Origin of the sequence: Qipengyuania sp., from assembly GCF_048550555.1 — a bacterium.
In the GTDB taxonomy this organism is placed as follows: Bacteria; Pseudomonadota; Alphaproteobacteria; order Sphingomonadales; family Sphingomonadaceae; genus Qipengyuania.
In genome coordinates, this window is the sequence record NZ_JBLYYF010000009.1 from 13405 (window position 1) to 39220 (window position 25816).

At 62.8% G+C, this 25816-nt stretch carries 19 protein-coding genes; 6 read left to right on the forward strand and 13 right to left on the reverse strand.

The window, feature by feature from the left end; translation table 11 throughout:
* Positions 1-493 precede the first annotated feature (493 nt).
* Genes ACN4E0_RS01445 through ACN4E0_RS01470 form a run of 6 tightly spaced genes read right to left on the reverse strand, consistent with a single transcriptional unit; the run spans position 494 to position 7897 of the window.
* Positions 494-1078: an isochorismatase family protein gene (locus ACN4E0_RS01445; protein WP_419564769.1), complete on the reverse strand. Its 585-nt coding sequence runs from the start codon at positions 1076-1078 to the stop codon at positions 494-496.
* A 50-nt stretch (positions 1079-1128) separates the two neighbouring features.
* The gene (locus tag ACN4E0_RS01450) at positions 1129-2325 is read right to left on the reverse strand and encodes a CaiB/BaiF CoA transferase family protein (RefSeq protein WP_419564771.1); all 1197 of its coding nucleotides are present in this window, start codon (positions 2323-2325) and stop codon (positions 1129-1131) included.
* On the reverse strand, positions 2322-4217 hold the full coding sequence (locus tag ACN4E0_RS01455; protein ID WP_419564773.1) for a hydantoinase B/oxoprolinase family protein: 1896 nt from the start codon (positions 4215-4217) through the stop codon (positions 2322-2324). Before ACN4E0_RS01455 ends, ACN4E0_RS01450 begins: the two co-directional genes overlap by 4 nt.
* A gap of 10 nt (positions 4218-4227) precedes the next feature.
* Positions 4228-6276 (reverse strand): hydantoinase/oxoprolinase family protein, encoded by a 2049-nt coding sequence (locus ACN4E0_RS01460; RefSeq protein ID WP_419564775.1) that lies wholly within the window; start codon positions 6274-6276, stop codon positions 4228-4230.
* Entirely contained in the window at positions 6276-7220 is a 945-nt protein-coding gene (locus ACN4E0_RS01465) for a hydroxymethylglutaryl-CoA lyase (RefSeq protein WP_419564777.1), read from the reverse strand. The genes ACN4E0_RS01460 and ACN4E0_RS01465 overlap by 1 nt, the downstream gene beginning before the upstream one ends.
* Positions 7217-7897: a GntR family transcriptional regulator gene (locus ACN4E0_RS01470; RefSeq protein WP_419564779.1), complete on the reverse strand. Its 681-nt coding sequence runs from the start codon at positions 7895-7897 to the stop codon at positions 7217-7219. The genes ACN4E0_RS01465 and ACN4E0_RS01470 overlap by 4 nt, the downstream gene beginning before the upstream one ends.
* 114 nt (positions 7898-8011) lie before the next feature.
* Between ACN4E0_RS01470 and ACN4E0_RS01475 the strand changes: the two genes are divergently transcribed.
* Positions 8012-10528 (forward strand): TonB-dependent receptor, encoded by a 2517-nt coding sequence (locus ACN4E0_RS01475; protein WP_419564780.1) that lies wholly within the window; start codon positions 8012-8014, stop codon positions 10526-10528.
* Between the two features lie 576 nt (positions 10529-11104).
* Here the strand turns inward: ACN4E0_RS01475 and ACN4E0_RS01480 are convergent.
* The 7 genes from ACN4E0_RS01480 to ACN4E0_RS01510 form a co-directional block, all read right to left on the reverse strand.
* Positions 11105-12742, reverse strand: a complete 1638-nt coding sequence (locus ACN4E0_RS01480; protein ID WP_419564782.1) for a flavin-containing monooxygenase — start codon at positions 12740-12742, stop codon at positions 11105-11107.
* A 70-nt stretch (positions 12743-12812) separates the two neighbouring features.
* Positions 12813-13994: a CaiB/BaiF CoA transferase family protein gene (locus ACN4E0_RS01485; protein ID WP_419564869.1), complete on the reverse strand. Its 1182-nt coding sequence runs from the start codon at positions 13992-13994 to the stop codon at positions 12813-12815.
* Between the two features lie 247 nt (positions 13995-14241).
* A complete protein-coding gene (locus tag ACN4E0_RS01490) occupies positions 14242-14904 on the reverse strand; it encodes a TetR/AcrR family transcriptional regulator (RefSeq protein WP_419564783.1) in 663 nt (220 codons plus the stop codon).
* Positions 14905-14945: 41 nt separating this feature from the next.
* Positions 14946-16577: a long-chain-fatty-acid--CoA ligase gene (locus tag ACN4E0_RS01495; RefSeq protein ID WP_419564785.1), complete on the reverse strand. Its 1632-nt coding sequence runs from the start codon at positions 16575-16577 to the stop codon at positions 14946-14948.
* Positions 16577-17668, reverse strand: coding sequence for a phosphotransferase family protein (locus ACN4E0_RS01500; protein ID WP_419564787.1), 1092 nt, complete (start codon positions 17666-17668; stop codon positions 16577-16579). The genes ACN4E0_RS01495 and ACN4E0_RS01500 overlap by 1 nt, the downstream gene beginning before the upstream one ends.
* The gene (locus tag ACN4E0_RS01505) at positions 17596-18330 is read right to left on the reverse strand and encodes an SDR family NAD(P)-dependent oxidoreductase (protein ID WP_419564789.1); all 735 of its coding nucleotides are present in this window, start codon (positions 18328-18330) and stop codon (positions 17596-17598) included. The genes ACN4E0_RS01500 and ACN4E0_RS01505 overlap by 73 nt, the downstream gene beginning before the upstream one ends.
* A gap of 12 nt (positions 18331-18342) precedes the next feature.
* Positions 18343-20583 (reverse strand): TonB-dependent receptor, encoded by a 2241-nt coding sequence (locus ACN4E0_RS01510; RefSeq protein WP_419564791.1) that lies wholly within the window; start codon positions 20581-20583, stop codon positions 18343-18345.
* A 292-nt stretch (positions 20584-20875) separates the two neighbouring features.
* On the opposite strand from ACN4E0_RS01510, the gene ACN4E0_RS01515 reads away from it, so the two are divergent.
* From ACN4E0_RS01515 to ACN4E0_RS01535, 5 genes are read left to right on the forward strand one after another with little or no spacing between them, the layout of a single operon-like run.
* Complete coding sequence (locus ACN4E0_RS01515; RefSeq protein ID WP_419564794.1) at positions 20876-21628, forward strand: SDR family NAD(P)-dependent oxidoreductase; 753 nt, start codon at positions 20876-20878, stop codon at positions 21626-21628.
* 40 nt (positions 21629-21668) lie between these two features.
* Positions 21669-22964 (forward strand): acyl-CoA dehydrogenase family protein, encoded by a 1296-nt coding sequence (locus tag ACN4E0_RS01520; protein ID WP_419564796.1) that lies wholly within the window; start codon positions 21669-21671, stop codon positions 22962-22964.
* A 23-nt stretch (positions 22965-22987) separates the two neighbouring features.
* The gene (locus ACN4E0_RS01525) at positions 22988-23455 is read left to right on the forward strand and encodes a nuclear transport factor 2 family protein (RefSeq protein WP_419564798.1); all 468 of its coding nucleotides are present in this window, start codon (positions 22988-22990) and stop codon (positions 23453-23455) included.
* 8 nt (positions 23456-23463) lie between these two features.
* Entirely contained in the window at positions 23464-24267 is an 804-nt protein-coding gene (locus tag ACN4E0_RS01530) for an alpha/beta fold hydrolase (RefSeq protein ID WP_419564801.1), read from the forward strand.
* Positions 24264-25406, forward strand: coding sequence for a 12-oxophytodienoate reductase (locus ACN4E0_RS01535; protein WP_419564802.1), 1143 nt, complete (start codon positions 24264-24266; stop codon positions 25404-25406). Before ACN4E0_RS01530 ends, ACN4E0_RS01535 begins: the two co-directional genes overlap by 4 nt.
* Positions 25407-25816 lie beyond the last annotated feature (410 nt).

Genomic DNA, 25816 nt, shown 5'->3' on the forward strand with positions numbered 1-25816 from the left:
TCGGCTTTGCGCCCCCATTTCGACCGTAGCGAGCATCCTTCCCGTTGCCGAGAAGCTGTCGTAAGATTTGCTTGAGATCGGGTGCCTTCGCGTTCTCCAATTGGCCAATCCTTGGCAGAGAAGAAATGCCATGTGCTACTCACACTATGATCCGCCGATACAGGATTGAGCACCTTTGAATGCAGGAAAGAAAGTCGGGACCAAGCGACCACTGTCTCAGTAGCAGATATGGGCGGTTAGCTTCTTTCTCGAATGCGAGCAACGGACCAGAGACCGCGCGTTGTTCGATCTCGCAATCGACAGCAGGTTACGCGGCCGTGACTGGGTCAATCTCAGGATCGGCGACCTTGTAGCCAGCAGTGAGATCCGAAGGATCCATTGGAATATTCCTTCTGGAACTAGGCGCGCCTCGGCGTAAATAGTCCTAAACGTTATAATTCCGAAGGAGAAAATGCTTGAGCCTGTTTGCGCAAACCTCTTGTCGGACGCGGCCCTAGTCCGATCCATCGCGGATGATGGTTAGCGCCTCGGCGAGATTTATGACCTCTGCATATTTCGCCTGCAGGTCGAACAGGTTTGCTTCGTGCGGAGCTTCGTGGCGATCAGCGCAGGCGTCGCGCACAACGAATGGCGCGAATTCGTTTTGGAGCGCATCGAGAGCGCTTGCACGGACACAGCCCGAGGTCGAGAACCCGCCGATGAGGAGCGTGCCGATGCCAAGCGCGCGGAGGCGGCTGGCGAGTTGGGTTCCGAAGAAGGCCGAGGGGTATTGCTTCGTGACGAGCAGGTCGTCGGCATGTGGCTGCAAGGCAGGCGGGAATTCTCCCAATGGAGAGCCAACATCGAAAGACTTCAGCGCGGGGACCTTGCGATAGAACAGGCCTCCGTTCGCGCCGCCCGGCTCATATTCCACTTTGGTGAAAATCACCGGTCGGCCTACGCTGCGCGCGGCGTCCGCGAGCTTTGCCGCAACCTGCAACGCAGCGTCGGCGCTGGGGCAGTAGAACGGCGACCCTTCGGCCGTATAGGCCTGCACCATGTCGACCAGCAGCAGGGCAGGGAGGCTGCCGGGCTTCAAGTGCCCGTCATAAGTCGTGGCGTAGTTGGTGCCGAGGTTATCGTCTCCCATCAGACCACACCCTGCGCTTGCATGGCCTCCAACTCCCCAGCATCGATGCCGAGTAGTTCGCCGTAGATCGCTGCATTGTCCTGGCCCGGCCGCGACGGGGCCGGTCGCCTGACCGACGACGGCGTCTTCGAAAATTTCGGGAAGGCGTTCTGCATCTTGATCGGGCCGCGAGTCTCGGTCTCGACCTTGATGATCGCCTCGCGCGCCTGGAAATGCGGATCGGCCAGCATCTCCCTCGCCGTATAGACACGGCCTGCGGGGATCGAGTGTTCGATCATCAGCGCATCGACCTCGTCGATCGTCAACGTCGCTGTCCACGCGTTGACCAGCGCGTCCAGCTCGGTCTGGTTTTCGCCACGGGCGAGATGGGTCGCGTAGCGTGGATCGTCGGCGAGCTCGGGCTGACCCATCGCGGTGGCAAGACGCGCAAAGATCGCGTCCTTGTTGGCCCCGATCATGAACGGGCCGTCCTTGCAGGTGTAGACGTTCGAGGGGGCGATTCCGGGCAGGATCGACCCGGAGCGTTCGCGGATGTAGCCGTTGTAGTCGTATTCGGGGACGAGCCCCTCCATCACCTGCAGCACGGCCTCATAAAGCGCCGTGTCGATCACCTGACCCTCGCCTGTCTTTTCGCGGTGATGCAACGCGGCGAGCACGCCCATCGTGCCGTAGGTGGCACAAAGCGTATCGCCGATCGAGATGCCCATGCGCGCCGGCGGTCGGTCGGACTCGCCCACGACATAGCGCCAGCCGCCCATCGCCTCGCCGATGCCGCCGAAGCCGGCGCGATCCGAATAGGGGCCGTCCTGTCCGTATCCCGACATGCGCGCGATGATGAGCGAGGGCTTCTCGCGGAGTAATTCGTCCGGCCCCAAGCCCCATTTTTCGAGCGTGCCTGGCTTGAAGTTCTCGATCACGATATCGGCGGTCATGATCAGCTGGCGGGCGAGCGCCTGGCCCTCGGCAACGCGCAGGTTGCAGGTGACCGAGCGCTTGTTGCGGCCGATGACCTCCCACTGTACCTTTTCCTCGCCCTGGCCCCAGACGCGCATGGGATCGCCCGCGCCGGGCGGCTCGACCTTGATGACTTCGGCGCCCATGTCGCCGAGCAGCTGGCCGCAGAATGGCCCGGCGAGCAGCTGGCCGAGTTCGACCACGCGCAGGCCGGCAAGGGCACCGGGCGAAACCGAGGTCACTCAGCTGCCTCCGCCATCCGGACGTGGGCCCATTCGGGCTGCACCGGGGCGTTGAGCCCGGTCTCCGCCTGGCAATTGGCGCGCAGCTCCTCGATCGAGGGGCCGTAGTCGAACAACTTGTCCTCCACGCGCGCAGCCCGCATCGCGTCGCGCAGGGAGGCCGTCGCAGCCTCGTCGACCGTTCCGCTGGTATCGGCGACGACGCCGTAGTCCCGCGCGCCTTCAGGCGTCACCAGCCCCTGTCTGATCTCCAGCCCGACCATCGCCGGATCGCGGTCGAGCGGATCACCCCAGCCGCCGCCGCCCCAGGTGATGTAATGCAGCTGGTCGCCCGCGCGCACGGCGATGTCGTCGGCCTTATTGCCGACGATCTCGGTCGTGCCATCGGCGCGTTCGAGGACCTTTCTCGCCCGCATGCCCGGCAGGCCGTTGTTGACGCCCCAGGGGGGCACGAACCAGCGGTCGTCGTGGATGCCGATCTGCCCGTCGGCGAGGAAGCGGTAGGTCATGTGGATGCCGTTGCCGCCGCGGTGCAGGCCCGCCCCGCCGCTGTCGGGCTCTGTCTCGTAGCGCTCGATGCGCATCGGGAAGTAGCGTTCGAGGAATTCGTTCGGCACGTTGGTGAAGCCGGGCCATAGCGAATGGCCGTCCGGCCCGTCGCCCAATGGCCTGCCGGGAATGCCGCCGAAGCCGATCTGGAAGAGCTGGAACCACTCGCCTTCGCGCCCCTCCCGGTTGTCCCAGCCGGAATAGAACAGGTGGGGGGAGGAGCTGAAACCCGCGGCATTGAGGAACTCAGGGGTCTTCTGCCCCAATAGTCCGCCGAGGATATCGAAGATACGCCCGAGAGCATGGGTGCGACCCGACAGGGCTGCCGGGAACTTAGGCTTGAGGAGCGATCCTTCGGGGATGCGGACCTCGATCAGGTCGTAGAACCCGTCGTTGAACAGGATCTGCGGATCGAAGACCATGATCATGTAGATGCCGAAGAACATCTTGAACATGTTCTCGTTGAGATAGAAGTTGATCGAGGCCGCGCTCTGCGGGTCGGTGCCCTCGAAATCGAGGATCACCTTGTCGCCCTCGCGCCACATGGTGCACTTGATCCTGTAGGGGCCAAAGCCGAGCCCGTCGTCGCAGATGTAGTCCTCGAAGCTGACCGGTTCCTCGGCCACCGCCATCCCGATCAGCGCCTTCATCGCGCGGTGGTTGCGCGCCAGCAGTTCCTTCGTCGCCGAGACATAGACATCGTCGCCGAAGCGGTTCGCCATTTCCACCACGCGGTTGGCGGCGACGCGGCAGGAGGCGATGAGCGCGTTGAGATCGGCCTGGCACCAGTCGGGCTTGCGCGTCTGGTGCATGACCAGCTTCATCAGGTCTTCGTTGTATTCGCCCTTGCGCCAGATCTTCACCGGCGGAATGCGCACGCCTTCCTCGAAGATCGACTTGGCATCGATAGGCATGGAGCCGACGACCTTGCCGCCGATATCGCTCTGGTGGCCGAACATGGCGGTCCAGGCGAGCAGGCGACCGTCCTTGTAGACCGGCAGCAGCACCAGCCAGTCGTTCGAATGGCTGATTGCGCCCTCGCAGGAATAGGGATCGGACAGGAAGATCATATCCCCGTCCTCGATCGTCCCGTCGAAGCCCTTGAGGAAGCCGTCGATGAAACTGCCGAATTGGCCGACGATCATCTTGCCGTCGGGATCGGCGATCAGCGGGAAGGCATCGCCCTGTTCGCGAATGCCGGGCGACATGGCGGTACGCACCAGCGTCGCATCCATCTCGATCCGGGCATTGCGCAGCGCGTTCTCGATGATGTCGAGCGTAACGGGGTCGATCACGACCTTGCCGAAGGGCGTGGTGTTTTCCTGGATGATCTGGGCGGGCATGGCTTCGTCCTCAGGCAGGGTTGATCTGAATATTACCGACGGCATCGACGGTGGCGACGCAGCCGGTTTCCACCAGCGTAGTCGAATCCATTTCGGTGATGATGGCGGGGCCGGGGATCGTGTCGCCCTGTTTCAGGCGCGAGCGGTCATAGATCACCGCGGCCTGTTCGCGCCCGTCCATCCATAGTGCGTGGTCGCGGATCTTGGCAGCCGAGAGATCGCCGGTCCCTTTTTCCAGCTCGGCCGCGGGCAATTGCGGCGCCTCACCCAGCGCCACGGCGCGCAGGTTCACAATCTCGTGCGGCGTTTCCATGTTGAAGGTGAAGAGACGGCGATGCTCTTCATCAAATCGAGCAAGGATGCCCTCGATGCCTTTCTCGCGCAGGGTCGCTTGGTCTATCGTGAGCGGCACTTCGAAAGCTTGCCCGGCATAGCGCACGTCGACCTCGAATTCGCTGGTCACCTGGCTTTCGGGGATGCCGTCATTGGTCAGTTCGGTCCGGGTCTGGGCGGCCATTTCGTCGAGCACCGCGACGAGTTCCTCGACCTTAGTTTCGGTGGCGAGGCGGTTGAAGCTGCGCGCGGTCTCGGTCCGCATGCGCGTGGTGGCATCGCCGAGCGCGCACAGCACGCCGGGCGACACCGGGCTGATTGCGGGCCAACTGCCCATCAGCTTGGCGACCGCATTGACGTGCAGCGGACCTGCTCCGCCGAAGCCCATCAGCGCGAAGTGTCGGGGATCGTAGCCCTGCTGGACGCTGATCATCCGCAGCGCGCCGAACATGTTCTCGTTGACGATATCGATGATCCCGCGCGCGGCCTCCATCAACGGAATGTCTAGCGCATCGGCGATGGTCTGGACGGAGCGTTTGGCGCCTTCGCGATCGAGCTTGAACGCACCCCCCAGCAGATCCTCAGGCAGATAGCCGAGCACGACGTTGGCATCTGTCACGGTCGGCTTGTCGCCGCCCTTGCCATAGGCGACGGGCCCCGGCACCGCGCCCGCGCTTTCAGGCCCTACGCGCAATGCGCCGGTGAGTTCAGGGACATAGGCGATAGAACCGCCGCCGGCGCCCACCGTCTTCACATCGAGAGAGGAGGCGCGGACCGACAGGTGGCCGACCTCGGTCGTCCGTATCCGGCGCGGCTCGAGGTTCTCGATCAGCGCAACGTCGGTCGAAGTGCCGCCCACGTCGAGCGTGAGGATGTTCTTGAAGCCCGCATTCTTCGCGACCCAGAGGGCTCCCGTTACGCCGCCCGCCGGGCCGGACATGAGGATGTTGACCGGGTGTTCCTCGGCCTTCTGGCTGCTCATCAAGCCGCCGTCCGAGCGCAGCAGCGACAGCTTGCCGGTGACGCCGGCGTGCTTGAGCTTGGTGCGCAGGTTCGAGACGTATTTCCCGACCACCGGCCGCACCGAGGCGTTGGCGACGGTGGAGAGCGTGCGCTCGTATTCCTGCATCTCGGGCAGCACTTCATGGCTCAGCGAGACCGGAATATCGGGCATGATCTCCTGCGCGATCTCGCCGATGCGCTGTTCGTTGCGCCCGTCGACATAGGCGTTGATGAGGCTGACCGTGATCGCTTCCACGCCGGAATCGCGCAACTGGGTCAGCTTCTGCCGGATTTCCGCTTCGTCTAGCGGGCGAACTTCCTTGCCGTCGGCATCCATCCGCCCCTTGATCGTGACCGTGTCCTCGAGCGCGGCAAGCGGCTGCGGCTTGGGCCAGACGATCCATGCAGCAAGGCCGCCCGGCACGAAGCTGCGTGCGATCTGCATTATGTCACGATAGCCCTCGGTCGTTACCAAGCCGACCCGCGCACCCTTGCCTTCGAGCACAGCATTGGTCGCGACAGTGGTTCCGTGGAGGAAGAACTCGATCTCGCCCGGATCGACGCCGGCAGCCTGCGTGATCTCGGTGACACCGTTGAGGATGCCTTCCGAACTGTCGTGCGGGGTGGAGGGCGTCTTGTCGCGCCAGAAGCGGCCGGTCTCGTTGTCGAACAGCAGGAGATCGGTGAAGGTGCCGCCGACATCGACGCCAAGCCGGTAACGCATCAGGCCAGTTCCTCTTTTCGTTTTGTTTCTGGGCGCGGGAAGCCGCCCGCCTTGCCCACCATCGCAGGCAGTTGCTTCTCCATGACGCCGGCGAGCCAGCGATTGGTTTCGATCAGCAGGTCGAGGTCGAAGCCGGTCGCAATGCCCGCCCGCTCGAGCATGTAGACGACGTCCTCGGTCGCGACATTGCCGGCAGCACCGGGGGCGAAGGGGCACCCGCCGAGGCCTCCGATCGATGCGTCGACGACGGTTGCGCCCGCCCCGATGGCCGCCCAGAGATTGGCAAGGCCTGTGCCGCGCGTGTTGTGGAAATGCACCCGCACGGGAAGGGGGGCAATCGCATCGCGAACGCGGGTCACGAGACGCTCGACATGCGCGGGATTGCCGACGCCGATCGTGTCGGCGAGCGCGATCTCGACCGGATCGGCTTCAGCGATTGCCTCGGCCATGGCAAGAACCCTGTCTTCCGCCACCTCGCCTTCGAAGGGACAACCGAAGCTCGCAGCAATGGTCGCCTGTCCGGTAAGGCCAGCGGCTTGAGCACGGCGGATGATGTCCTTGGATGCTTCGACCGACCCGTCGCTTGTCTGCCCCTGGTTGGCCATAGCGAAGCGGTCTGTCGTGACCGCGACCGCGCCGAGCTGGTCGATCCGACCGGTGGCGATCGCCCGTTCCGCCCCGCGCGGATTCATGACGAGGCCGATGAAAGTCACGTCGTCACGCTGGGGCAGTCCCGCGCAGACCTGCTCCGCACCGGCCATTTGCGGGACCGCTTTCGGATTGACGAAGCTCGTCACCTCGATCCGTCGCGCACCGGTCGCGATGGCCTGCTCGATCAGCGTCAGCTTGTCGGCGGTTGCAACAATTGCGCGCTCGTTCTGGAGCCCGTCGCGCGGGCTCACTTCGACCATTTCGATCGAGGATGTATACATTTTATCGGTCATGCCCCGCGCTTGCGCTCCTGCCTGTCGATTGCAGTGAGGCCACGATGCGCATCTGCGTAGGCGTGGAAGGCGCGGCGGATGTGGCCCGACATGATCGAGTTGGCCCACGCGCCGTCCCGGCGCGCGAAGGCGGCGAGCAATTCGTCATGCTCGCCGCATGATCGGCGGAGTTCCTCCGCACCATAGTGATGGGCGGTCCGCCAGACGACCGGCTGCTCTATCACCGAGGCGAGCAATGAGACCAGCTTGCGCGAACCGGCCGCCTCAATGATCAGTGCGTGGAATTCCTTGTTTCGCTCGAGGAAGCGATCGACATCGGGCGGGCTGGCCTGGACGGCGTCTCGCAAGTCGGCATTGCAGGCGCGCAGCGACCTGAGGGCCTCGTCGCCCATCCGCTCGGCGGCGCGCTGCGCGGCATGGCCCTCCAGCATCGCCCGCAGCTCGAATACATCGGCGACATCGTCGAGCGACCAGTCGGCGACGAAGCTGCGCTGCGTGTCGGTACGGCTTATAAGCATGTCGGCCTCGAGCCTGCGCAGAGCGTCGCGCACGGGCGTTCGGGAGACGCCGCAGCGTTCTGCCAACGCCTCCTCCCCGAGCGCCCCGCCGGGCGCGAGTTCGCCCGACATGATCATCTCGCGGATGGCGTTGTAGGCGCGATCGGATGCGCGCGACATGGTTCTCTCCTGACGGCTTGACCGACTCGAATTGTATACAATAAGGATATTGCGTCGCAAGTCACATTTGCCGCCCGAAAATTTTACCGGGCCGACAGACGGGGAGATTTCCGTATGCGTTCGTTCAAGACGCTTCTGCTTGCCACCATTGCCGCAAGTCCGTTCACCGCCACCGCAGTTTCGGCGCAGGGGCAAAGCGAAACGGAAGCGAATGAGGCGGGTGGCGACGTGATCATCGTCACTGCGCGCAGGCAAAGCGAGCGTCTGCAGGACGTGCCGGCCTCGGTCTCGGTCCTTACTGCCGACGCGCTCCAAAAGACCGGTGCCGACAGTGCCGACGATTTCGCCCAGCTCACGCCGGGCGTGACGATCGTGACCGGTACCGCCGAAGCGGGCGACACGCAGATCAACATCCGCGGGATCAACGGTGCCCGCGATGCTGAAAGTTCGGTTGCGCTGGTGGTCGACGGCATACTCAAGACCAACACCGCGCAGCTCAATCAGCCACAGGGCACGCTCCAGCAGGTCGAAATCCTCAAGGGCCCGCAGGGCGCGCTCTACGGTCGGAACGCAGCAGCCGGTGCGATCGTCCTGCAAACCCTAAAGCCGGGCGACGTCTTCGAAGGCGCCTTGCAAGCATCCTATGCCAACGAGAACACGTTCGAAGCGACCGCCCATGTGGCGGGCCCGATTGCCGAGAATCTGGGCTTTGTCCTGTCCGGCTATTACCGCACCACCGACGGATTCTATCGGAACACCTTCCTCGATGCGAAAGTCGTCGACGACCAAGAGGTCTGGACCGTCGATGGACGGCTCGTCGCGGACCTCGGCGAAGCCACAGAGCTCGACGTTAAGGCCCGCTACTCGCAGCTGCGCGGCGCGTCGATCAACTTCAACGCCTCCTTCCACCTGCCCAATTTCGCGGCTGTGAATCCGGCCTTCTACGAGGACGTGAACCGCCACGAGTTCAATTATTACAGCAACATTCGCCCGACCAACGAGCAGGACAGCTTCGACATCTCGGCTAAGGTCGAGCACCGTTTCGGCAGTGACCTCGTCCTCACCGCATGGGCGCTTTACTCTGATATCCAGCAAAGTCTGACGGCGGACGGCACATCCGCCGATTTCGCACGCTACATCGCCGCCGCCGATCCGGCGGGCGCGACAGCGGTCAATTCCTGCTTCGCAACTACCGCAGCCCTGACCGGCTTCCCGGTAAACCAGCCTGGTTTCATCGGGCAGATCCCGGTGCCTTTCATCTTCGCTCCCGCCAACGGCTCGACCTTCGGCGCCTACAGCCCTTCGACTTGCGACGGCACCCAGCTTCAGACGCGCGACCAGCGCGACATCAGTGCTGAAATCCGCCTCGCCTCGGACAGCGGCGGTCCGTTCAACTGGCAGCTAGGCGTCTATTATCTCAACATCGACCGCGAGACAGGCGTCAGCCTTGGCGCGGACACCGGCGCAGGTGTCCTGCCGACGCTTTACAACGGTCCGAACAGTTCCAACCCTACCTCGCTGTTACTCAACGACAGCTTCAAGACTGATGTCTACGCGGCCTTCGGTTCGATCGACTACGAAATCACGCCCGAATTCGATCTCGGCCTCGCCCTGCGCTACGATATCGAGGATCGCTCGACGGCATCGCTCGTCCCGACCGCCACGGACCCCTTCACCGGCGGTCCGATCAATCCGGGGCAGGCCTTCGGCGCGCTGGCCCCCAAGGATGCGACGTTCAAGCAGCTGCAGCCCAAGGTCAGCCTGAGCTATCGGCCGATGCCGAACCTCAACCTCTATGCGAATTGGGGAATCGGCTTCAAATCGGGCGGCTTCAACAACCAAGGTTCATCGACGATCATCGATCAGAACTTCAACCAGTTCATCGGCTCGAACGTCACGATCGAGGACCAGTACCGCAAGGAAACCTCGAGCGCGATCGAAGTGGGCATCAAAGGCGAAACGGCGGGCGGTCGTCTGACATTCGATCTCGCGGGATATTACACCGAGATCGACGACATGCAGTTCTTCGAATTCTTCGTCGGCCCCTTCGGCCTGCTGCGCGTCGTCTCGAACATCGACAAGGTGAAGGTCAAAGGGTTCGAGGCAAACGTCGGCGCGGAGATCGTCGACGGGTGGAAGCTATACAGTGCGCTCAACGTGACCGACAGCGAGATAACGGCCAACAGCTCTCGGCCCGATACCGTCGGCAACAAGTCGCCCTATACGGCCGACTGGACGCTCAACATCGGGACCGAGATCGATACGCCGCTCACCGACGCGATCGACCTGATCCTGCGCGCTGACTATCGCCTGACCGGCCCGACCTGGTTCCATTCGGTCCAGGATCAGGAGCGTCCGACGTTGTTCAGCGGCCTTCTGCCAATCTCGGCGCTGGGCTTGCCGGCGTTCGTCGGCAACGCCCGCTACGACGTCGCGCAACGCGACACCTTCGGCGTGCTGAACGTGCGGGCAGGCCTCGACTTCGGCAAATTCAACGCAGCCGTCTTCGCCAACAACGTGCTCGACGAAGAGTATCTCAACGAAGTCATCCCGGCCATCGAGTTCGGCGGCTCCTTCATTTCACCTGGCGCTCGGCGGCTGGTTGGCGTGGAACTGGGATACAAATTCTGACGAGGAATTCGCCGATAGGTTGGAAGAGAATTATTGGTCCAATTGATTTGGGCAAATCTTGTGATGCCCTGCTAATGCCGCGGCCATGGCAATCCTTCCCGGTGCGGCGAGCGAGTGTGTGAGAGCGAAGCACGTACCCCACATCCCCAACCTGGGAGACAATCAACGCCTGCCGGGCGGGAACCCAGCAATTCGGCTTTTCGGTATCCCTTCCGATGGCCCGGAAGAGGCACCGCGATCCGGTGGATTACAGCAACGTCATCGATCCAGATTTCTCGCCGGGCGAACACTTCACGATGAATCGGGTCAGGCTTGCGGAAATCGAGGACGAGACCTGCGCCCTTTCTTCCCGACCGTTGCTTCCGGGGGCCACCCATCTGATCGGGAAACGTATTCGCACCGCTGGCGGCCTCGCTTGTCCGTTGAAACTCGCACGGACAAATGGAGGCCTCGCGTATCTGGCGCGCATTGACCGCATTCTCGCTTGGCGTTCTTCAGGCAAATTCGCGAAGCCCTTTGTCGGGCTGCCTCAAGCGACGCATCTCGCCGCGCAAATCGACGCGATCAATCATTCCGCTAGCATCCGAATTTCACGAACTCCAGTTCCGGAAACCCTGCGTCAGCCGATTGATCGAGCCTGTCGTAGTACGCGTTTGCTCCGCCGAAATAGATCAGGACGCGCGGCGCCTTGTCGTCGCGGTTCGCGCCCATCATCCAGGAATTGACCTCGTCGCCCCGGGCCATCAACGTCTGGTTGTGGATGTCCGCGGTATGCTTGGTCCATTCGCGCTCGGCCGCGATGCGCGGCTCGAAGACGTCGTATCCTTCGCGCTCCATCTTCTGCACGCAGCGGGCGATCCAGATGACGTTCTGCTCGATCGATGTCGGCAGGTTGGCAAACGGCGCTTGCGGTCCGGTGATGATGAACAGGTTGGGGAAGCCGGCAACGCAAGTCCCCATTATGGAATCGGACGACTTGCGCCATTTCTCGTTGAGTGTCTCACCCTCGCTGCCGCGGATCGGGAAGGCCTCGAGTGCGCCCGTATAAGCCTTGAAGCCGGTGGCCAGCACGATGATGTCGAATTCGTGGTCCTTGCGCGTGGTGCGCAGCCCGGCCTCGGTGATCTCGACCAGGGGCTCCTTGTCTTTGATGTCGACCAGGGTGACGTTGTCGCGATTGAGTGATTTCAGGTAGCCTTGGTCGAGCGGCGGGCGTTTGGCGAACAGCGGGTATTCGTCGAGATCCGGTGCCACCAGGTCGGCGGTTTCGGGATCGTCGACCTGTTCCTTCATCTTGCGCGTGATGAATTCGGAAGCCAGGCGATTGGCCTCGGGATTGGTCAGCAAGTCATCGAAGGTTTCGAAGACCCAGCGGAAGCTGCCCGTCCAGTTCTCCTCGAACACGCGTTGCACCTCGTCGGGAGCCGTATCTGCGACGGTCCTGCCGGTCGGGCTGTCGAACGCCATTCCGAACGAATGACTGCGGCATTTCTGCACGATGGCGTCGTAATTCTCTTTGATCTCCTTTTCCCATTCCGAGGTCATCGGTCGCTGCATTGCGGGGAGAATGTAGTTGGGCGTGCGCTGGAACACCGTGACGCTGGCGGCGGTTTCGGCGAGGACCGGGACCATCTGCACGGTCGTCGATCCGGCGCCGATGACGGCCACCTTCTTGCCCGCATAGTCGAGGTCCCGCGGCCAGCGCGAGGAATGGAAGATCGGCCCCTCGAAGCGCTCGATGCCCTTGATCTTCGGGATCATCGGCTCCGAGATCATGCCCATCGCGCTGACGAGATATTTGCAGGTCAGGGTCTCGCCGTCATCCGTCGTGACACGCCAGCATCCCCGGTCGGCAAGGTATTCCGCCTCGACCACTTCGGTGTCGAACTGGATGTGAGGCCACATATCGCATTCGTCGGCAACGAACTTCAGATAGGCCTGCGTTTCCTCCCACCCGGGATAGCGTTTCGTCCAGGACCACTTCTGCAACAGGTCCTTCGAGAAGGTCAGGCAATAGTAATAGCTTTCGCTATCGGTCGCCGCGCCCGGGTAGCAGTTCCAGTTCCAGGTTCCGCCGATATCCTTCGCGCGGTCGAGTATGCGGACCGACAGCCCCTCCTGACGCAGGTAATGGATCAAGGCCAGGCCCGCGAAACCGGCACCGATCCCGATCGCGTCGAAGTCCACATCCGATCCGGTTTTGCGAGTCGCCATTGCCGTACCGAGTTCCTGCGTCGTCATTTGCCATCCTCTCCACAAATCCAAATATCTCTTGCCGGGTCCGTCAACGTCCCGCCCAACGAGCACCTCCGGTTTCGAATTCTCCAACAGGATCGGGCAGCCCGATCTCGGCCAGCAGGTCCTCGCGGTCGGCGTCACGGCGCCACATTCTGGGCGTGACGGCTGGCGTATTCTCGAACCGGGGTGCCGGCTTCGGTTGCACATACCCGTCGGCTTCGCAGAAGATGTCCCGGGCGAGGCAATGTTCGTGCGCCAAGGCGTCTTCCATCGTGAGGACTTCGGTGAAACAGCAGTCGACGCTCGCCAGTCGATCGATCCAATCTGCGCGCGGAGCGGATGCAAATGTCTTCGCCAGTCGCGCTTGCATGGTCGGCCACCTCGACCGGTCGTGCTGGTCGGCAAATAGCGGGTCCGCGTCGAGGCCCATCGCTTCGAGAAAACTCGCGTAGAACTTGGCTTCGATGGCTCCGATCGCGACGAACCGGCCATCGGCGCATGCATAGCACGAATAGAACGGGGCGCCGCCGTCGAGAAGGTTTTCGCCGCGCGCCCCGTTCCACATGCCGTTGTGCTTGAGCGACCACATTCCGGCCATGAGCGCGGCCGAGCCGTCGGCCATCGCGCAATCGATCACCCGGCCGCGGCCGTCGGCCCGAGCCGCGAGCAAGGCCGATACGAAACCGAACGCCAGCAGCATCCCGCCGCCGCCGTAGTCGCCGATCAGGTTGAGCGGAGGCGACGGCGGCTGCGTTTTCGGGCCCAGGGTTGCAAGGCAACCGCTCATCGAAATGTAGTTGAGATCGTGACCCGCCTTGGCCGCCAGCGGCCCGCTTTGCCCCCAACCGGTCATCCGACCGTAGACGAGAGAGGGCTTGCGCTCCATCATCGCCTCGGGCCCGAGGCCAAGTCGCTCGGCGACGCCGGGCCGAAACCCTTCGATGAGGCCGTCGGCAGTTTCGACCAGCCTTGCGACGATCTCGACCGAGTCCGGTTGTTTGAGGTCCAGGGTGATGGTCCGGCGCGACCGCAACAGGACATCGCGTTCCTGGTCCTGCGAGAGCGGGTCGCTTCCGCCCGGACGATCGATCCTGATGACCTCTGCCCCATGATCTGCGAGCATCATCCCGCAAAACGGCGCCGGGCCGATTCCCGCCAACTCGATGACGCGTACGCCATCGAGCACCGGTCGCAGCGACGTGTCGTCGAGGTGTTCCGCGCGGCCCATTCTATTGCTTCGCCTCAATCCGGTCAGGTCCGCAGGACGAAGGCCGCCGACAGTCCGCTTGCGCCGGTGCAAACACACAACTTCGCAGATGCCGCTGCGCTGCTGCAGGTGCCATGCCATCTCTCCTACCACCACCAAACGAAAGCGGGGGCTCTCATCTTATTTGTTAGCGTCTAGCAAATGTAATATCAAGCGTGAATGCCCGTTGGCGAGGCGGGGTCAGCCAGGAAACATGAGTGCGCGCAGCTCAGTCGGCGATGCCGAAGGTTGCTTTCGTCGAGGTACGGAAGGATGTGAATTCCTTGGCGAGATCGACGCTCTCAGGCGCGACGAGCCATTGGTAGATCGTGCCGAAGATGAAGCTGCAAAATCCGAACGCATAGCTTTGCGCATCGACCGATTTGTCGATCTCCCCACTCGCCATGCCTTCCTCGACCCAGTGCGCGATGTCGCTACGATAGATCTGGTGATAGGCGGCAAGGTGCCTGCGCACGTCGTTGTGCGAACTGATCGATTCAAACCACAATATATACATTGCCTTCATGTAACCGCTATGGCTCGACAGGAACCCTTCGACCGCGCTCAGCGCGGCGAGACAGGCCTGCGCACCGCCCTGTTCGCCCACCTTGTTGGCGAGTTCGCGCGTCCAGCTCGTGTTGAAATGCAAAACCAGCTGACCGAACAGCGCGTCCTTCGACCCGAAGCGGCTCGACGCCAGCCCCCGTGAATATCCCGCCCGCTCGCCGACGGATTTGAGGGTGGTCGCGTGCGTTCCCTGTTCGACGATCAGCTGCATCGCCGCATCGAACATGCGCGCATCGGAAAGCGCGGTGCGTTCCGCCTGCGTCCGGCGCCGGGAGCGCGGCTTCTTGGGTTTCTGTATCGGGTTCGCAACCTGCGATTTCGTCACCTCGCGAAGTGAAGCCTTTCCCTTTGTTGGCGATGATGCGCTCATTGGACTTCGTCGATCCTTTCAAACTCTGTGTCGCCGGCCGCAACTGCTTCACGCAGGGCCTGCTTGTCTATCTTGCCGACGCTGGTCAACGGCAGGGCATCGATATGCGCCCAGTATTCGGGCACCCAGAAATGCGCGATCCGGTCCCGCAACGAACCTCTCAGCCGGGCGAAATCGGGCCGTGCGCCATCGACGGTAGTCACGATCGCGAGGGGCCGTTCCTCCCAGCGCGGATCGGGCACACCAATCACAGCGGCGAGATCGATGCCCGGCAGGCCCGATACATGGTTTTCCAGCTCCGCCGAAGGGATCCACTCGCCACCCGACTTGATGAGATCTTTCAGGCGGTCGGTCACCTGGACGTAGCCCCGCTCGTCGATCGTCCCGGCATCGCCGGTGTCGAGCCAGCCATCCACCGTCAGGACGTCGTCGCCCACGCCACGGTGATAACCACTTGCGATCCAGGCGCCCCTCAACTGGAGCCTGCCTACGTCGGCACCGTTCTCGGCGACCAACATGCCATCGTCGTCGACCAGACGGACCTTCACCCCGGGAACCGGACGACCGCTTTTGGCGCGCAGCCTGCGCGCTTCGGCCTCCACCACATCGGCGGCAGGCTGAGACAGCACGCACAGGGGGCTCGTTTCGGTCATGCCCCATCCCTGGATCAAGGGCACGTGCCAAGAGCGTTCAACCTCGGCAATAAGTCTCTCGGACACGGCCGAACCGCCGGCGACGATTGTTCTGAAACTGGTCATGTCGACCGGATCCTCCGCGTCCGCGCGCAGCAGATCGTTAAGTATGGTCGGGACGGTGGCGGTAAAGGTCGGTGCCGTCACGGCGATCATTTTGCGGATCGCGACGGGCTGCAGGTGCGGCCCCGGAAGCACGAAATCCGACCCGGCCAACCAACCAGAAAAGGGCAAGCCCCAGGCGTTGGCGTGAAACATCGGCGGCAGCAACAGGATGGTGTCGCGGTCGCCAAGTCCAAAGGCGTTGGCCGCCATCGATGCCAGGCTGTGAAGGAAGATTGTCCTGTGCGAATACACAACACCTTTGGGATTCCCCGTCGTTCCCGAGGTGTAGCACACGGCCGCCGCAGCGGTTTCGTCAGGGATCGGGAAATTGACCATGGGGCCGTGGGCTGAGATGAGTTCTTCGTAGCTCACCCAGGGTTTTGTCAGGCCTTTGGGCGTCGCGGGATTTCCCGTGACGACCACCAGCTTCAGCGCAGACAGCGCATTGACCTGCGCGAGCACATCGCCGAGCAGGTCGCTATCCGCAATCAGTATCGCATCTTCTGCGTCCGCCATGATGAAGCCGATCTGGTCGGGATGGAGACGAAGGTTGAGCGTGTGCAGGACCGCACCCATCGCCGGGACTGCGAGATAGGCCTCGAAATGGGCGAAGTCGTTCCAGCTCAGCGTCGCGACCCGCGTATTGTTTGCTACCCCGACGGCGCGAAGCGCGGTCGCCAGGCGGCGCGCCCGTTCGGCCGTCTGCGCGTAGGTTTGCCACGTCATGTCTTCGCCGTCGAAACAGCCTATCCGTTTCGTCGCGTGGATGCGTTCACCGTGCTCGAAAATGGCGGCCGTTCCCAGCGGCTCGTGCATCATGGTCGCCTCCATCACGCGAACCCTTCTTCGCGCGCGAACCGCGCGGCTGCGTCGAGCAGGGAGGGGACATCGTGTTCGAGCGCACGCTCATATTTTCCGTCGACCAAGCCAAGGCGATGGAGCACGTACGCCCCTTCGACGATCGCGGCGAGGCGCCAGAGCGCGAAGGCCTGGTAGAAGCGAAGGCGGTCGATCGACAGCCCGGTCCGTCGGCTCCATCGCAAGGCGAGACCGTCGCCCCCGATCACCCCGGCATGGTTGGACATCCTCTGGACGAAGGCAAAGCCCAACGGCTGGCTCTCGTCGCGATTCCACATCGCGGTGACCAGGCCGACATCGACCAGTGGATCGGCCAGCGTTGCCATTTCCCAATCGAGGATCGCATTCACGCGCGGTTGCTCCGAAGCCATGAGCACATTGTCGAGATGGTAGTCGCAATGGACGATTCGCACCGTTTCAGGTGCCGGCGCGTTTTCCGAAAGCCATCCGCCGATGGCTTCGATCAAGGGTAGGTCGCGCGCCTTGCGTTCACGCCGCTCCTCGCGCCAGCGTTCGACCTGCCGGAGGACGAAGTCGCGCCCCTTATCGATGCTGCCGAGCCCAGCAGACGGCGGATTGATCGCATGGACGCTGGCCAGCGCATCGATAAGCGCCGCACCGATCGCGTCGCGGCAGGCCGCGGTGTCCGGATAGGTCTTGGGCAGGCGATCGGTTATCGCTTCGCCGTTTACGAAGCGGGTGATGGAGAAAGGCACGCCGATGAGGTCGAGATCATCGCAAAACAGGACTGGCTCAGCGACCGGGGCCGAGCCTGCGATGGCGGATATGAAGCGGAATTCGCGAGCAATGCCTGCTCCGGCGAGCTTGGAAATGGTTGCTTGAGGCGGGTGGCGCAAGATCATTGGCCCATTCGCCGTCTCGATCAGGCTGGTGACGTTGGCATTGCCTCCTGCCACGGGCCGCACCAACCGAGCATCTCCAAGTCCGGCCTCTGTGTCCAGCCAGCGCACGAGGCGCTCGGGCAAATCGACTATAGCTTGCACATCAGACCGCCATCGTTCGCGATTATGGAGCCTGTCATGTAAGTCGAGCCCGCGACCCACCAAACGACTTCCGCCAGTTCTTCGGGCGTGCCTTCGCGTCGAAGGGGGATTCCGTCGATCAGTTTTGTCTTCGCGCGTTCCGGAATGTTGTCGGTCATATCGGTTGAGATCATCCCCGGAATGACGAGATTTACCCGGATCGCCTGCCGAGCGAGTTCGATCGCCAGCACCTGGGTCAGTCCGGCCAACCCGGCTTTCGACGCCCCGTATGCGGCATCACCGGCAAACCCCCGCAGGCCAACCACGGCCCCGATGTTCACGATCGATCCGCCCTTGCCCATGTGCGGCAGAGCGGCGCGCACGAAGTTGAACGGACCGGAAAGGTTCGTATCGAGCACGCGCTGCCAATCCTCCTGCGGCAGGGCCGACACCAGCCCTCCGCGATGCAGGCCCGCATTGTTGACAAGGACATCGATCCCGCCCCAGCGCTCGGCTACCTGTTTGCAGACTGCATTGGCCTCTTTCGGATCCGAGACGTCCGCCGCCAAGCCGATGGTGTCGCCATCGATCGAATTGGCGCTCGCCTCGATGTCGTTGCCACGTGACACGAGCGCGACCCGATCGCCGTTGCTGGCAGCCACCTGGGCAATCGCGAGACCCAACCCTCGCGATGCCCCCGTGACGATCCATCTTCGCTGTTCGCTTTGCGGGCCCGACGCCATTGCGCGATCGTCTTAGAACGTCTGGGTCAGAGCGACGCCCCAACTCCGCCGAGGTCGCGGGGCGGCATAGCTCCAGACACCCTGCACGTCGTAGCCGATGGTCCAGCCGTCCTCGTTCGCGAGGTTCTTGCCGAACAGGCTGAGCGTGGTTTGATTGAACCGGACGTTGACGGAGGCATCGATCAGGAATTGTCCGTCATTGCGCAGGTTCGGGTTGTTGAGGAAGGTTATTTCGTGCCCGCCAATATAGTGGATATCGCCGGTCACCCAGGCCGTCGCATTCTGCGCTACTGCCGCCTCATAGGTTCCGCCGATGCTCCAGGTCCATTTCGGGGCGCGACGAATCTTGAGGAATGTTGCGTCCACCGGCGTCCCGGTGCTGAAGATATCGCCCATGAAGTCCTTGTACTTGGCGTCGAGGTAGCCGAGGTTCCCGCGTATCGTGAGCCCGTCGACCGGGATGGCGGTCAGGTCGAGTTCGACGCCTTTGAATTCAGCCGAGGAAGCGTTGATCGTACGGTTCTCGCGTCCGGTCGAGGTGCCCGGGGCCGGCACGTCGAGGTCCTGCTGCATGTCGTCGTATTTCATCAGGAAGACCGCGCCGTTGAGGCGGACCAGCCCGTTCGCGAATTCGGCCTTGAAGCCGGCTTCGTAGTTGTCGAGCGTTTCCGGGTCGTAGGGAATGGTCGCCGCACCGATCGTTGCCGGTCGCCCATTGAAGCCGCCGCCGCGATAGCCACGCGACCATAGGGCATAGACCATCGCGTCGTCGGAAAGTTCGTAGCGCAGTGACACGCGCGGTGTGAATTTCGACCAGCTTTCCCGAACGGGCGCAGCCATCGAAATCGCGCCGGGAAGGGTCGCGACCGGGTCCTCCTCGACCGTGGTTCCATAAAGCAAGATCGGCAGGTCGTTGACGATGCTCGACTTCTTGTCCTTGGTGTAGCGCGCACCGAGAGTCAGGGTCAGCCGATCGACAAGCTCGTAGTCGGCCTCACCGTAGAGCGCCCACGACTTGTTGGTCTGTGCAACGTCCTGCGCGCTCGTCAGCAATGGCACGCCGGCGAAGCCGATGTAGTTCTTCAGGTTGATAGTGTAGCGCGAGTCCCACAGATACGCGCCCAGCACGAAGGTCAAGGGACCGTTACCGCCCTTGGTCAGCCGCAACTCGTTCGTCGTCTGGCGCCAGCGGGCGGGCCGGTCGGTGTGATAGAGTGTGAACGGGGCCGCATCGAAATCCTGATAGATTTCTTCGTCGGTCTTGAGCCAGCCGAAGATGTAATCGACCTGCATGTCCGCCCCGATGTCGTAGGTCGCCTTGCCGATCGCCATGTCGAGCTTGAATGTCGCGTTCTTCTGCAGGCGGCCGTCCGAAACGCTGACATAGCGGTCGCCCGAAGTTGGCACGCCGGGCGAAGGGGAGCATTGGTCGTAGGCGACGCAGAAGAGGTCCGTGTCGCGGTTGATTGCCAGTAGCTGCGGCGGATCCTGTCTGGTTTTCTGGTGGTCGTAGCTGAGCAGGATGTCGAGGTTCTCGGTGGGCTCGATCAGCAGAGCGCCCGCGACGGCGTAGAATTCCGAGCGCTGTCCCGGCTGGTCGTAGAAGCGGTTGTAGATATATCCGTCGGACGCTTCGTAGGCTCCACTCACCTTCAGCGCGATGTTCTCGGATAAGCCGGTGCTGGCGACGCCTTCTATTTTCCAGGTGTCGAACCTGCCATAGGTCGCGCGCACTTTGCCCGTGAGGTCGTATGTCGGGCGAGAGCGCGCTAGATTGATGACGCCGCCGGTAGCATTGCGACCGAAGAGCGTCCCCTGCGGGCCCCGCAGGACCTCGACCCGGTCGATGTCGATCGCCTTCAGAAGGCTGCCCGAGCTCTGGCCGATATAGATGTCGTCGAATACCACGCCGACGGCCGGGTCGACCGATTTCTCGACATCGGCGACGCCGATTCCGCGAATGTAGACCGCTGCCACACCGCCTGGCCCCTGCTGCGTATCGTCGATCACGATGTTGGGCGAAGAGTCAGCAAAATCCCTGACATCCGAATCGAACCGCTTGTCGAGCTCGCCGGCGGAGAGCGCACTGATCGATGCGGGCACGTCCTGCATACTTTCTTCGCGCTTGCGCGCGGTCACCACGATGACGTCGAGCCCGCCCGAGGTGGCGGCCTGTTCGCTATCGGTTTCTTCCTGTGCATGAGCGACCGTGGCGGGGCCGAATGTGGCCGCCGCGATCGCAAGCAGGCTCACGTACGTCGCTTGATTGATCATGGTTCTCTCTCCCAGCGCTGGGCGCAATTTCTGATCGCGGATGCTATTGCCATTCTCGCGATTTGCGCTGCTACAAGAGCATGACTCACATGCTTGCTCTCGACAAGCAAATATTTTCGACAAGCGCATATGCCTCTGTTGGAAAATTCTAAGATTTTGACTCCAAACGACTTTATTCTGAATTCCGGTGCAAACACTATTGTTGCTTGTTCCAAGCTACTAAGTGTGCAAAAAGATTTCAGAGGATAATTCGACGATCGGGAGAGAGTGAATGGCAGGCCGACTTTCGGGAAAGTCGGCGCTTATCTCGGGTGGCGCGAGCGGCCTGGGCGAAGCGCAGGCGACCTTGTTTGCGCGGGAGGGCGCGACCGTCCTCGTCGGCGACTTGCAGGGCGACAAGGGCAACGCCGTCGTCGAGACGATCCGCGCCGAGGGGGGTGAGGCAGCCTTCATCCGCCTCGATGTTTCCGATCCGGAAAGCTGGGCAACCGCTGTATCGGATGCGGTCTCGCGCTTCGGCAAGCTGACAACGCTGGTCAACAATGCCGGCATCTTTCATCCGGGCGGCATTCTCGAGGAAACAAAGGAAGGCTGGGATCGCATGATCGCGATCAACCAGACCGGCGTGTTTCTGGGTATGAAGGCGGCGGGCGACGCCCTGCTGCAATCGGGCAATGCGGCGATCGTCAACATCAGCTCACTCTATGGCCTGATGGGCAGCCCGAATGCCATTTCCTATCACGCATCTAAGGCAGCCGTCCGGTTGATGGGCAAGGCCGGCGCGCTCGAATTCGCCAAGCGCGGCATTCGCGTGAACACGATTTTTCCGGGTCAGATATTGACCCCGATCCTCGGCGACATCACGCCCGAACAGGATGCCGCCATCAAGGCGTCGATCCCGATGGGGACCGTAGGCGACCCGATGGATATCGCCTATGCCAGCCTCTACCTTGCGTCGGACGAGGCGAAATACGTCTCGGGTGCCGAGCTGTGGGTCGATGGGGCGTGGTACGCCGGGCAATGAACACGGTGTCGCCATCGCAGCAGATCGTACGGAGCCGCTAATGGGCTGGGACTTTTCGACCGACCCCGAGTTCGAGGAACAGCTCGAGTGGATGCGCGGTTTCGTCGCCGAGGAAGTCGAACCGCTGGATCTCGTGTTCAGGGATCCCGGTGCGCATGTCGATCCGAAATCTCCCGCCGCCCGCGCCATGGCACCGCTCAAGGACGAGGTGAAACGGCGCGGGTTGTGGGCCTGCCATCTCGGCCCCGATCTCGGCGGCAAGGGCTTCGGCCAGCTCAAACTCGGCCTGATGAACGAAATCCTCGGTCGCAGCCGGTTCGCCCCGACCGTGTTCGGGACGCAGGCCCCCGACACCGGCAATGCGGAAATTCTCGCCCGGTTCGGGACCCTCGAACAGAAGGCCAAGTATCTCCAGCCACTGCTCGACGGCGAGATCGTGTCGTGCTTTTCGATGACAGAGCCGCAGGCGGGCGCCGACCCGGGCGAGTTCTCCTGCACGGCGAAGCTCGATGGCGACCAGTGGGTAATCGATGGCGAAAAATGGTTCGCCAGCCACGCCTGTCTCGCCGAATTCCTGATCGTGATGGCAATCACCGATTCGGCCGTGCCCGTACATCACGGATCCACGATGCTCATCGTTCCGCACGATACACCCGGGCTGGAGATCGTGCGCAACACGGCGGTCGGGCCGAAGGACGAGATCGGCAGCGGGGTCCACGGCTATCTGCGCTTCACGAATTGCCGGGTGCCGGAGGCCAGCCGCCTAGGTCCGGTGGGGGAAGGCTTCAAGGTCGCCCAGTCGCGGCTCGGCGGCGGGCGCATCCACCACGCGATGCGCACCGTCGGCATGCTCAACAAGGCGATGGAATACATGACCGAGCGCGTTGTCAGCCGTACGACCAAGGGCGAGCGGCTGGCCGACAAACAGATGGTTCAGGAGAAGATCGCGGACAGCTACACGCAGATCCTCCAGTTCCGGCTTCACGTGCTTTACGCAGCCTGGCTGCTCGACCAGGACCGGGCCTATACGCGCAGGGTCCGACGCGAAATCGGCGCAATCAAGGCGGCCATGCCGGGTGTGCTCAAGGACGTGGTCTATCGGGCGCTGCACCTCCACGGTTCGCTGGGTATGTCGAACGAAACGCCGCTGATGGACATGTGGCAGTACGTTCCCGAAATGGGGATCGTCGACGGCCCGACCGAAGTGCACAAGGTAGCCGTGGCGAAGGACATCCTACGCGGAGTCGCGCCCGCCGACGGCCCCTTTCCCAGCTATCACGTGCCGACCCGCCTGGCGGCGGCACGGCGAAAATTCGCGGATTTCATCGAACACTAGGCTGGAGTGCGTGGGAGCGGAACATGTCTGACGGTACGGAGTTGGAACATCGCCTCGACCGGATCGAGAGCAGGTTCGCGATGCACGAGCTCGTGAGCGACTACTGCCACGGTTTCGACAAGCGCGACTGGGACCGGTTCGCCGCGATCTGGTGGCCCGACGCGATCTGGGACATCGGCCCGCCTTTCGGCACGTTTCAGGGGATCGAGGAGATCACGGATGTCACCAAGGACATCCTGTGGGACGCCTGGCTCGCCTCGAGCCATTTCACCACCAATCTGGTCATCACCTTCGATGGCAGGGATGCGGCAAACGGCCTGTGCGACGTCGACTGCATCGGCACTACCTCCGACAAACAGGCGCAGACCGTCAGTGCGAGCTATTTCGACCGGTTCGAAAGGCGCGGAGGGATCTGGAAAATCGCCACTCGCAAGGTGAAGATGTACCACTTCAATCCATTGCCTGGCGTCACGCTGACGCCGCCTGCATAGGAGCAACTATGGCCTATTTCGAAACCGAAGGCGGCGGCCACGTCTATTACGAGCATTTTCGCGGCGAAAAATTTCCCGTCGTCCTGGTCCATGGCTGGGGCATGTCGGGCGAATACTGGGCATCCGCAATCGAGGCGCTGCAGGCGGAAGGCCATGGCGCGATCATCGTGGACCATCGTGGATGTGGACGATCGGATCGCGACTTCGCCGATATGTCGATCGGCGCGATCGCCGGCGACGTGGCCGCGATCGTCCGTCAGTGCGGCCCGGAGCGTGTCGTGCTCAACGGCTGGTCGCTCGGCGCGGCCGTGGTCGTCGCGGCCGCCGAGATCCTCGGCGACCGGGTGGCGGGGCTGATCCTGACCTGCGGTGCCTCGCCGCGCTACGTTCAGGGAGAGGGCTTCCCCCATGGCGGAACCGCCGAGGATGTGCTCGGCATTTGCAGCGCGATTACCGCCGACCGACCCGGCTTCTTCCGCACGCTCGCCGAAGGCGCGGCGGGCGAAGGCGCGAGCGAGGCGCTGATCGGCTGGGTCGAGCGCGGCTTCCTCGCCTCCGGTCCACGCGCAAGCGAAACGCTTGCCGGACTCGCCACGCTCGACCAGCGCGTGTTGCTCTCGTCCTTTCCCTTCCCGGTGCTCTCGATCGGGGGGGCGAATGATGCCATCGCCGATCCGGCCATCGCGGGATTCGCGGCCGACTGTGCGCAGCACGGGACGCTGGTGACACTGAACACGGGCCATTCGCCCCAGCTCGAGACCCCCACAGCCTACAACAACGTCCTGATAGAATTTATGAGGAAGCTCGCATGATCTCCTCCGTGGTCGACGACCTCGCCGCTTTACTCGCACCCTTGCGGGCACCCTTCGAATGCAAGTCCTTGAAGGCGCCGAACCGCTTCTGCATGGCGCCGATGTCGCGCTATTTCGCGCCCGGCGGCATCCTGACCGAGGACGGAGCCGAATATTATCGCCTTCGCGCAGCGGCGGGTATCGGCACGATCATCACCGAGGGCACCGGCGTTGCAATCGATCACAGCGTTGCCGCGGATTCGGTGCCGCTGTTCGCCGGCGACGAAGCGCTGGCTGCGTGGAAGAGAGCGGTGGACGCGGTTCATGCCGAAGGCGGAACGTTCGTACCGCAACTGTGGCATGTGGGTGGCTGCTCCGATTTCAATTTCCCCGATTCACCCCACGCCCCGCTGGTCAGCCCGTCGGGTTTCGCCGGACCCGACGTGCCCGGTGGCCGTGCCATGAGCGACGAGGACATTGCCGATACCGTGGCGGCATTCGCCGAATCCGCGCGCGCGGCGAAGGACATGGGTTGCGACGCGATCGAACTCCACGGCGCGCACGGCTACATCTTCGACCAGTTCTTCTGGGACAAGACCAATTTGCGTAAGGATCGCTATGGCGGACCGGACATTGCCGACCGGGCGACTTTCGCGGCCGAAGTCGTGGCCGCATGTCGCGAGGCGGTGGGCGATGATTTCGCGATCATCCTGCGCATTTCGCAATGGAAGACCTACGACTACGAGGTGAAACTCGCGAACGATCCCGACGAGATGCAACGCTGGCTCGACCCGCTCGTTCGTGCCGGAGTGGATATCTTCCACGCATCGCAACGCCGGTTCTGGGAGCCCGAATTCGTCGGCGACACGAAGAACTTCGGCGGTTGGATCAAGGAGGTAACCGGCAAGCCGGTGATCACCGTCGGATCCATCGGCATGAACCGTGATCTGATGGAGGATTTCGTCGAGGGCATTTCCTCGCCCATGCTCAACCGGCTGGTCGATCTGGTGGACATGTTCGACCGAGGCGAGTTCGATCTCGTCGCACTGGGCCGCGTCCTTCTCGCCGACCCAGACTGGCTGGAAAAGATCGAGCAGCGGCGGATCGACGAACTCAAGCCCTACGACCGCGCGACTGCGCTCGAGCGCTACGAACACTGATCGCATATGGTGTCGGTCGATTGTGCGATAACCTCCCCAGGTTGAGCAAGCTGCGGCAATCCCGATAGAAAGCAGTCCGATCCGAACGTCTGCATTCGTTGCCCGCTCGCCCCGAATCTGACGATCCGCTACCGGCCCCATAGCAGTCATAAGCGACGGTCATTCAGATCGATATTGGCCTAGCAACTTCGGTTCCCTACAGCCGAGCGGTCGGTTAGGCGAAACCGAGTTCTGCAAAGGTCCAATCGAGCCCCGCAACCACCACCACAACACACACCAATGCCGCCCACGGGCGGCCGCTTGCGCTCCGGGAATAGCAGTCGCGCTGGGCAAGCTGCCTCAAGGCAGTCCGACTCCTGACCGAGCGATGCAAAAGCCACCACGCTAGCGCCGAGGCCCTTGCGACCCTG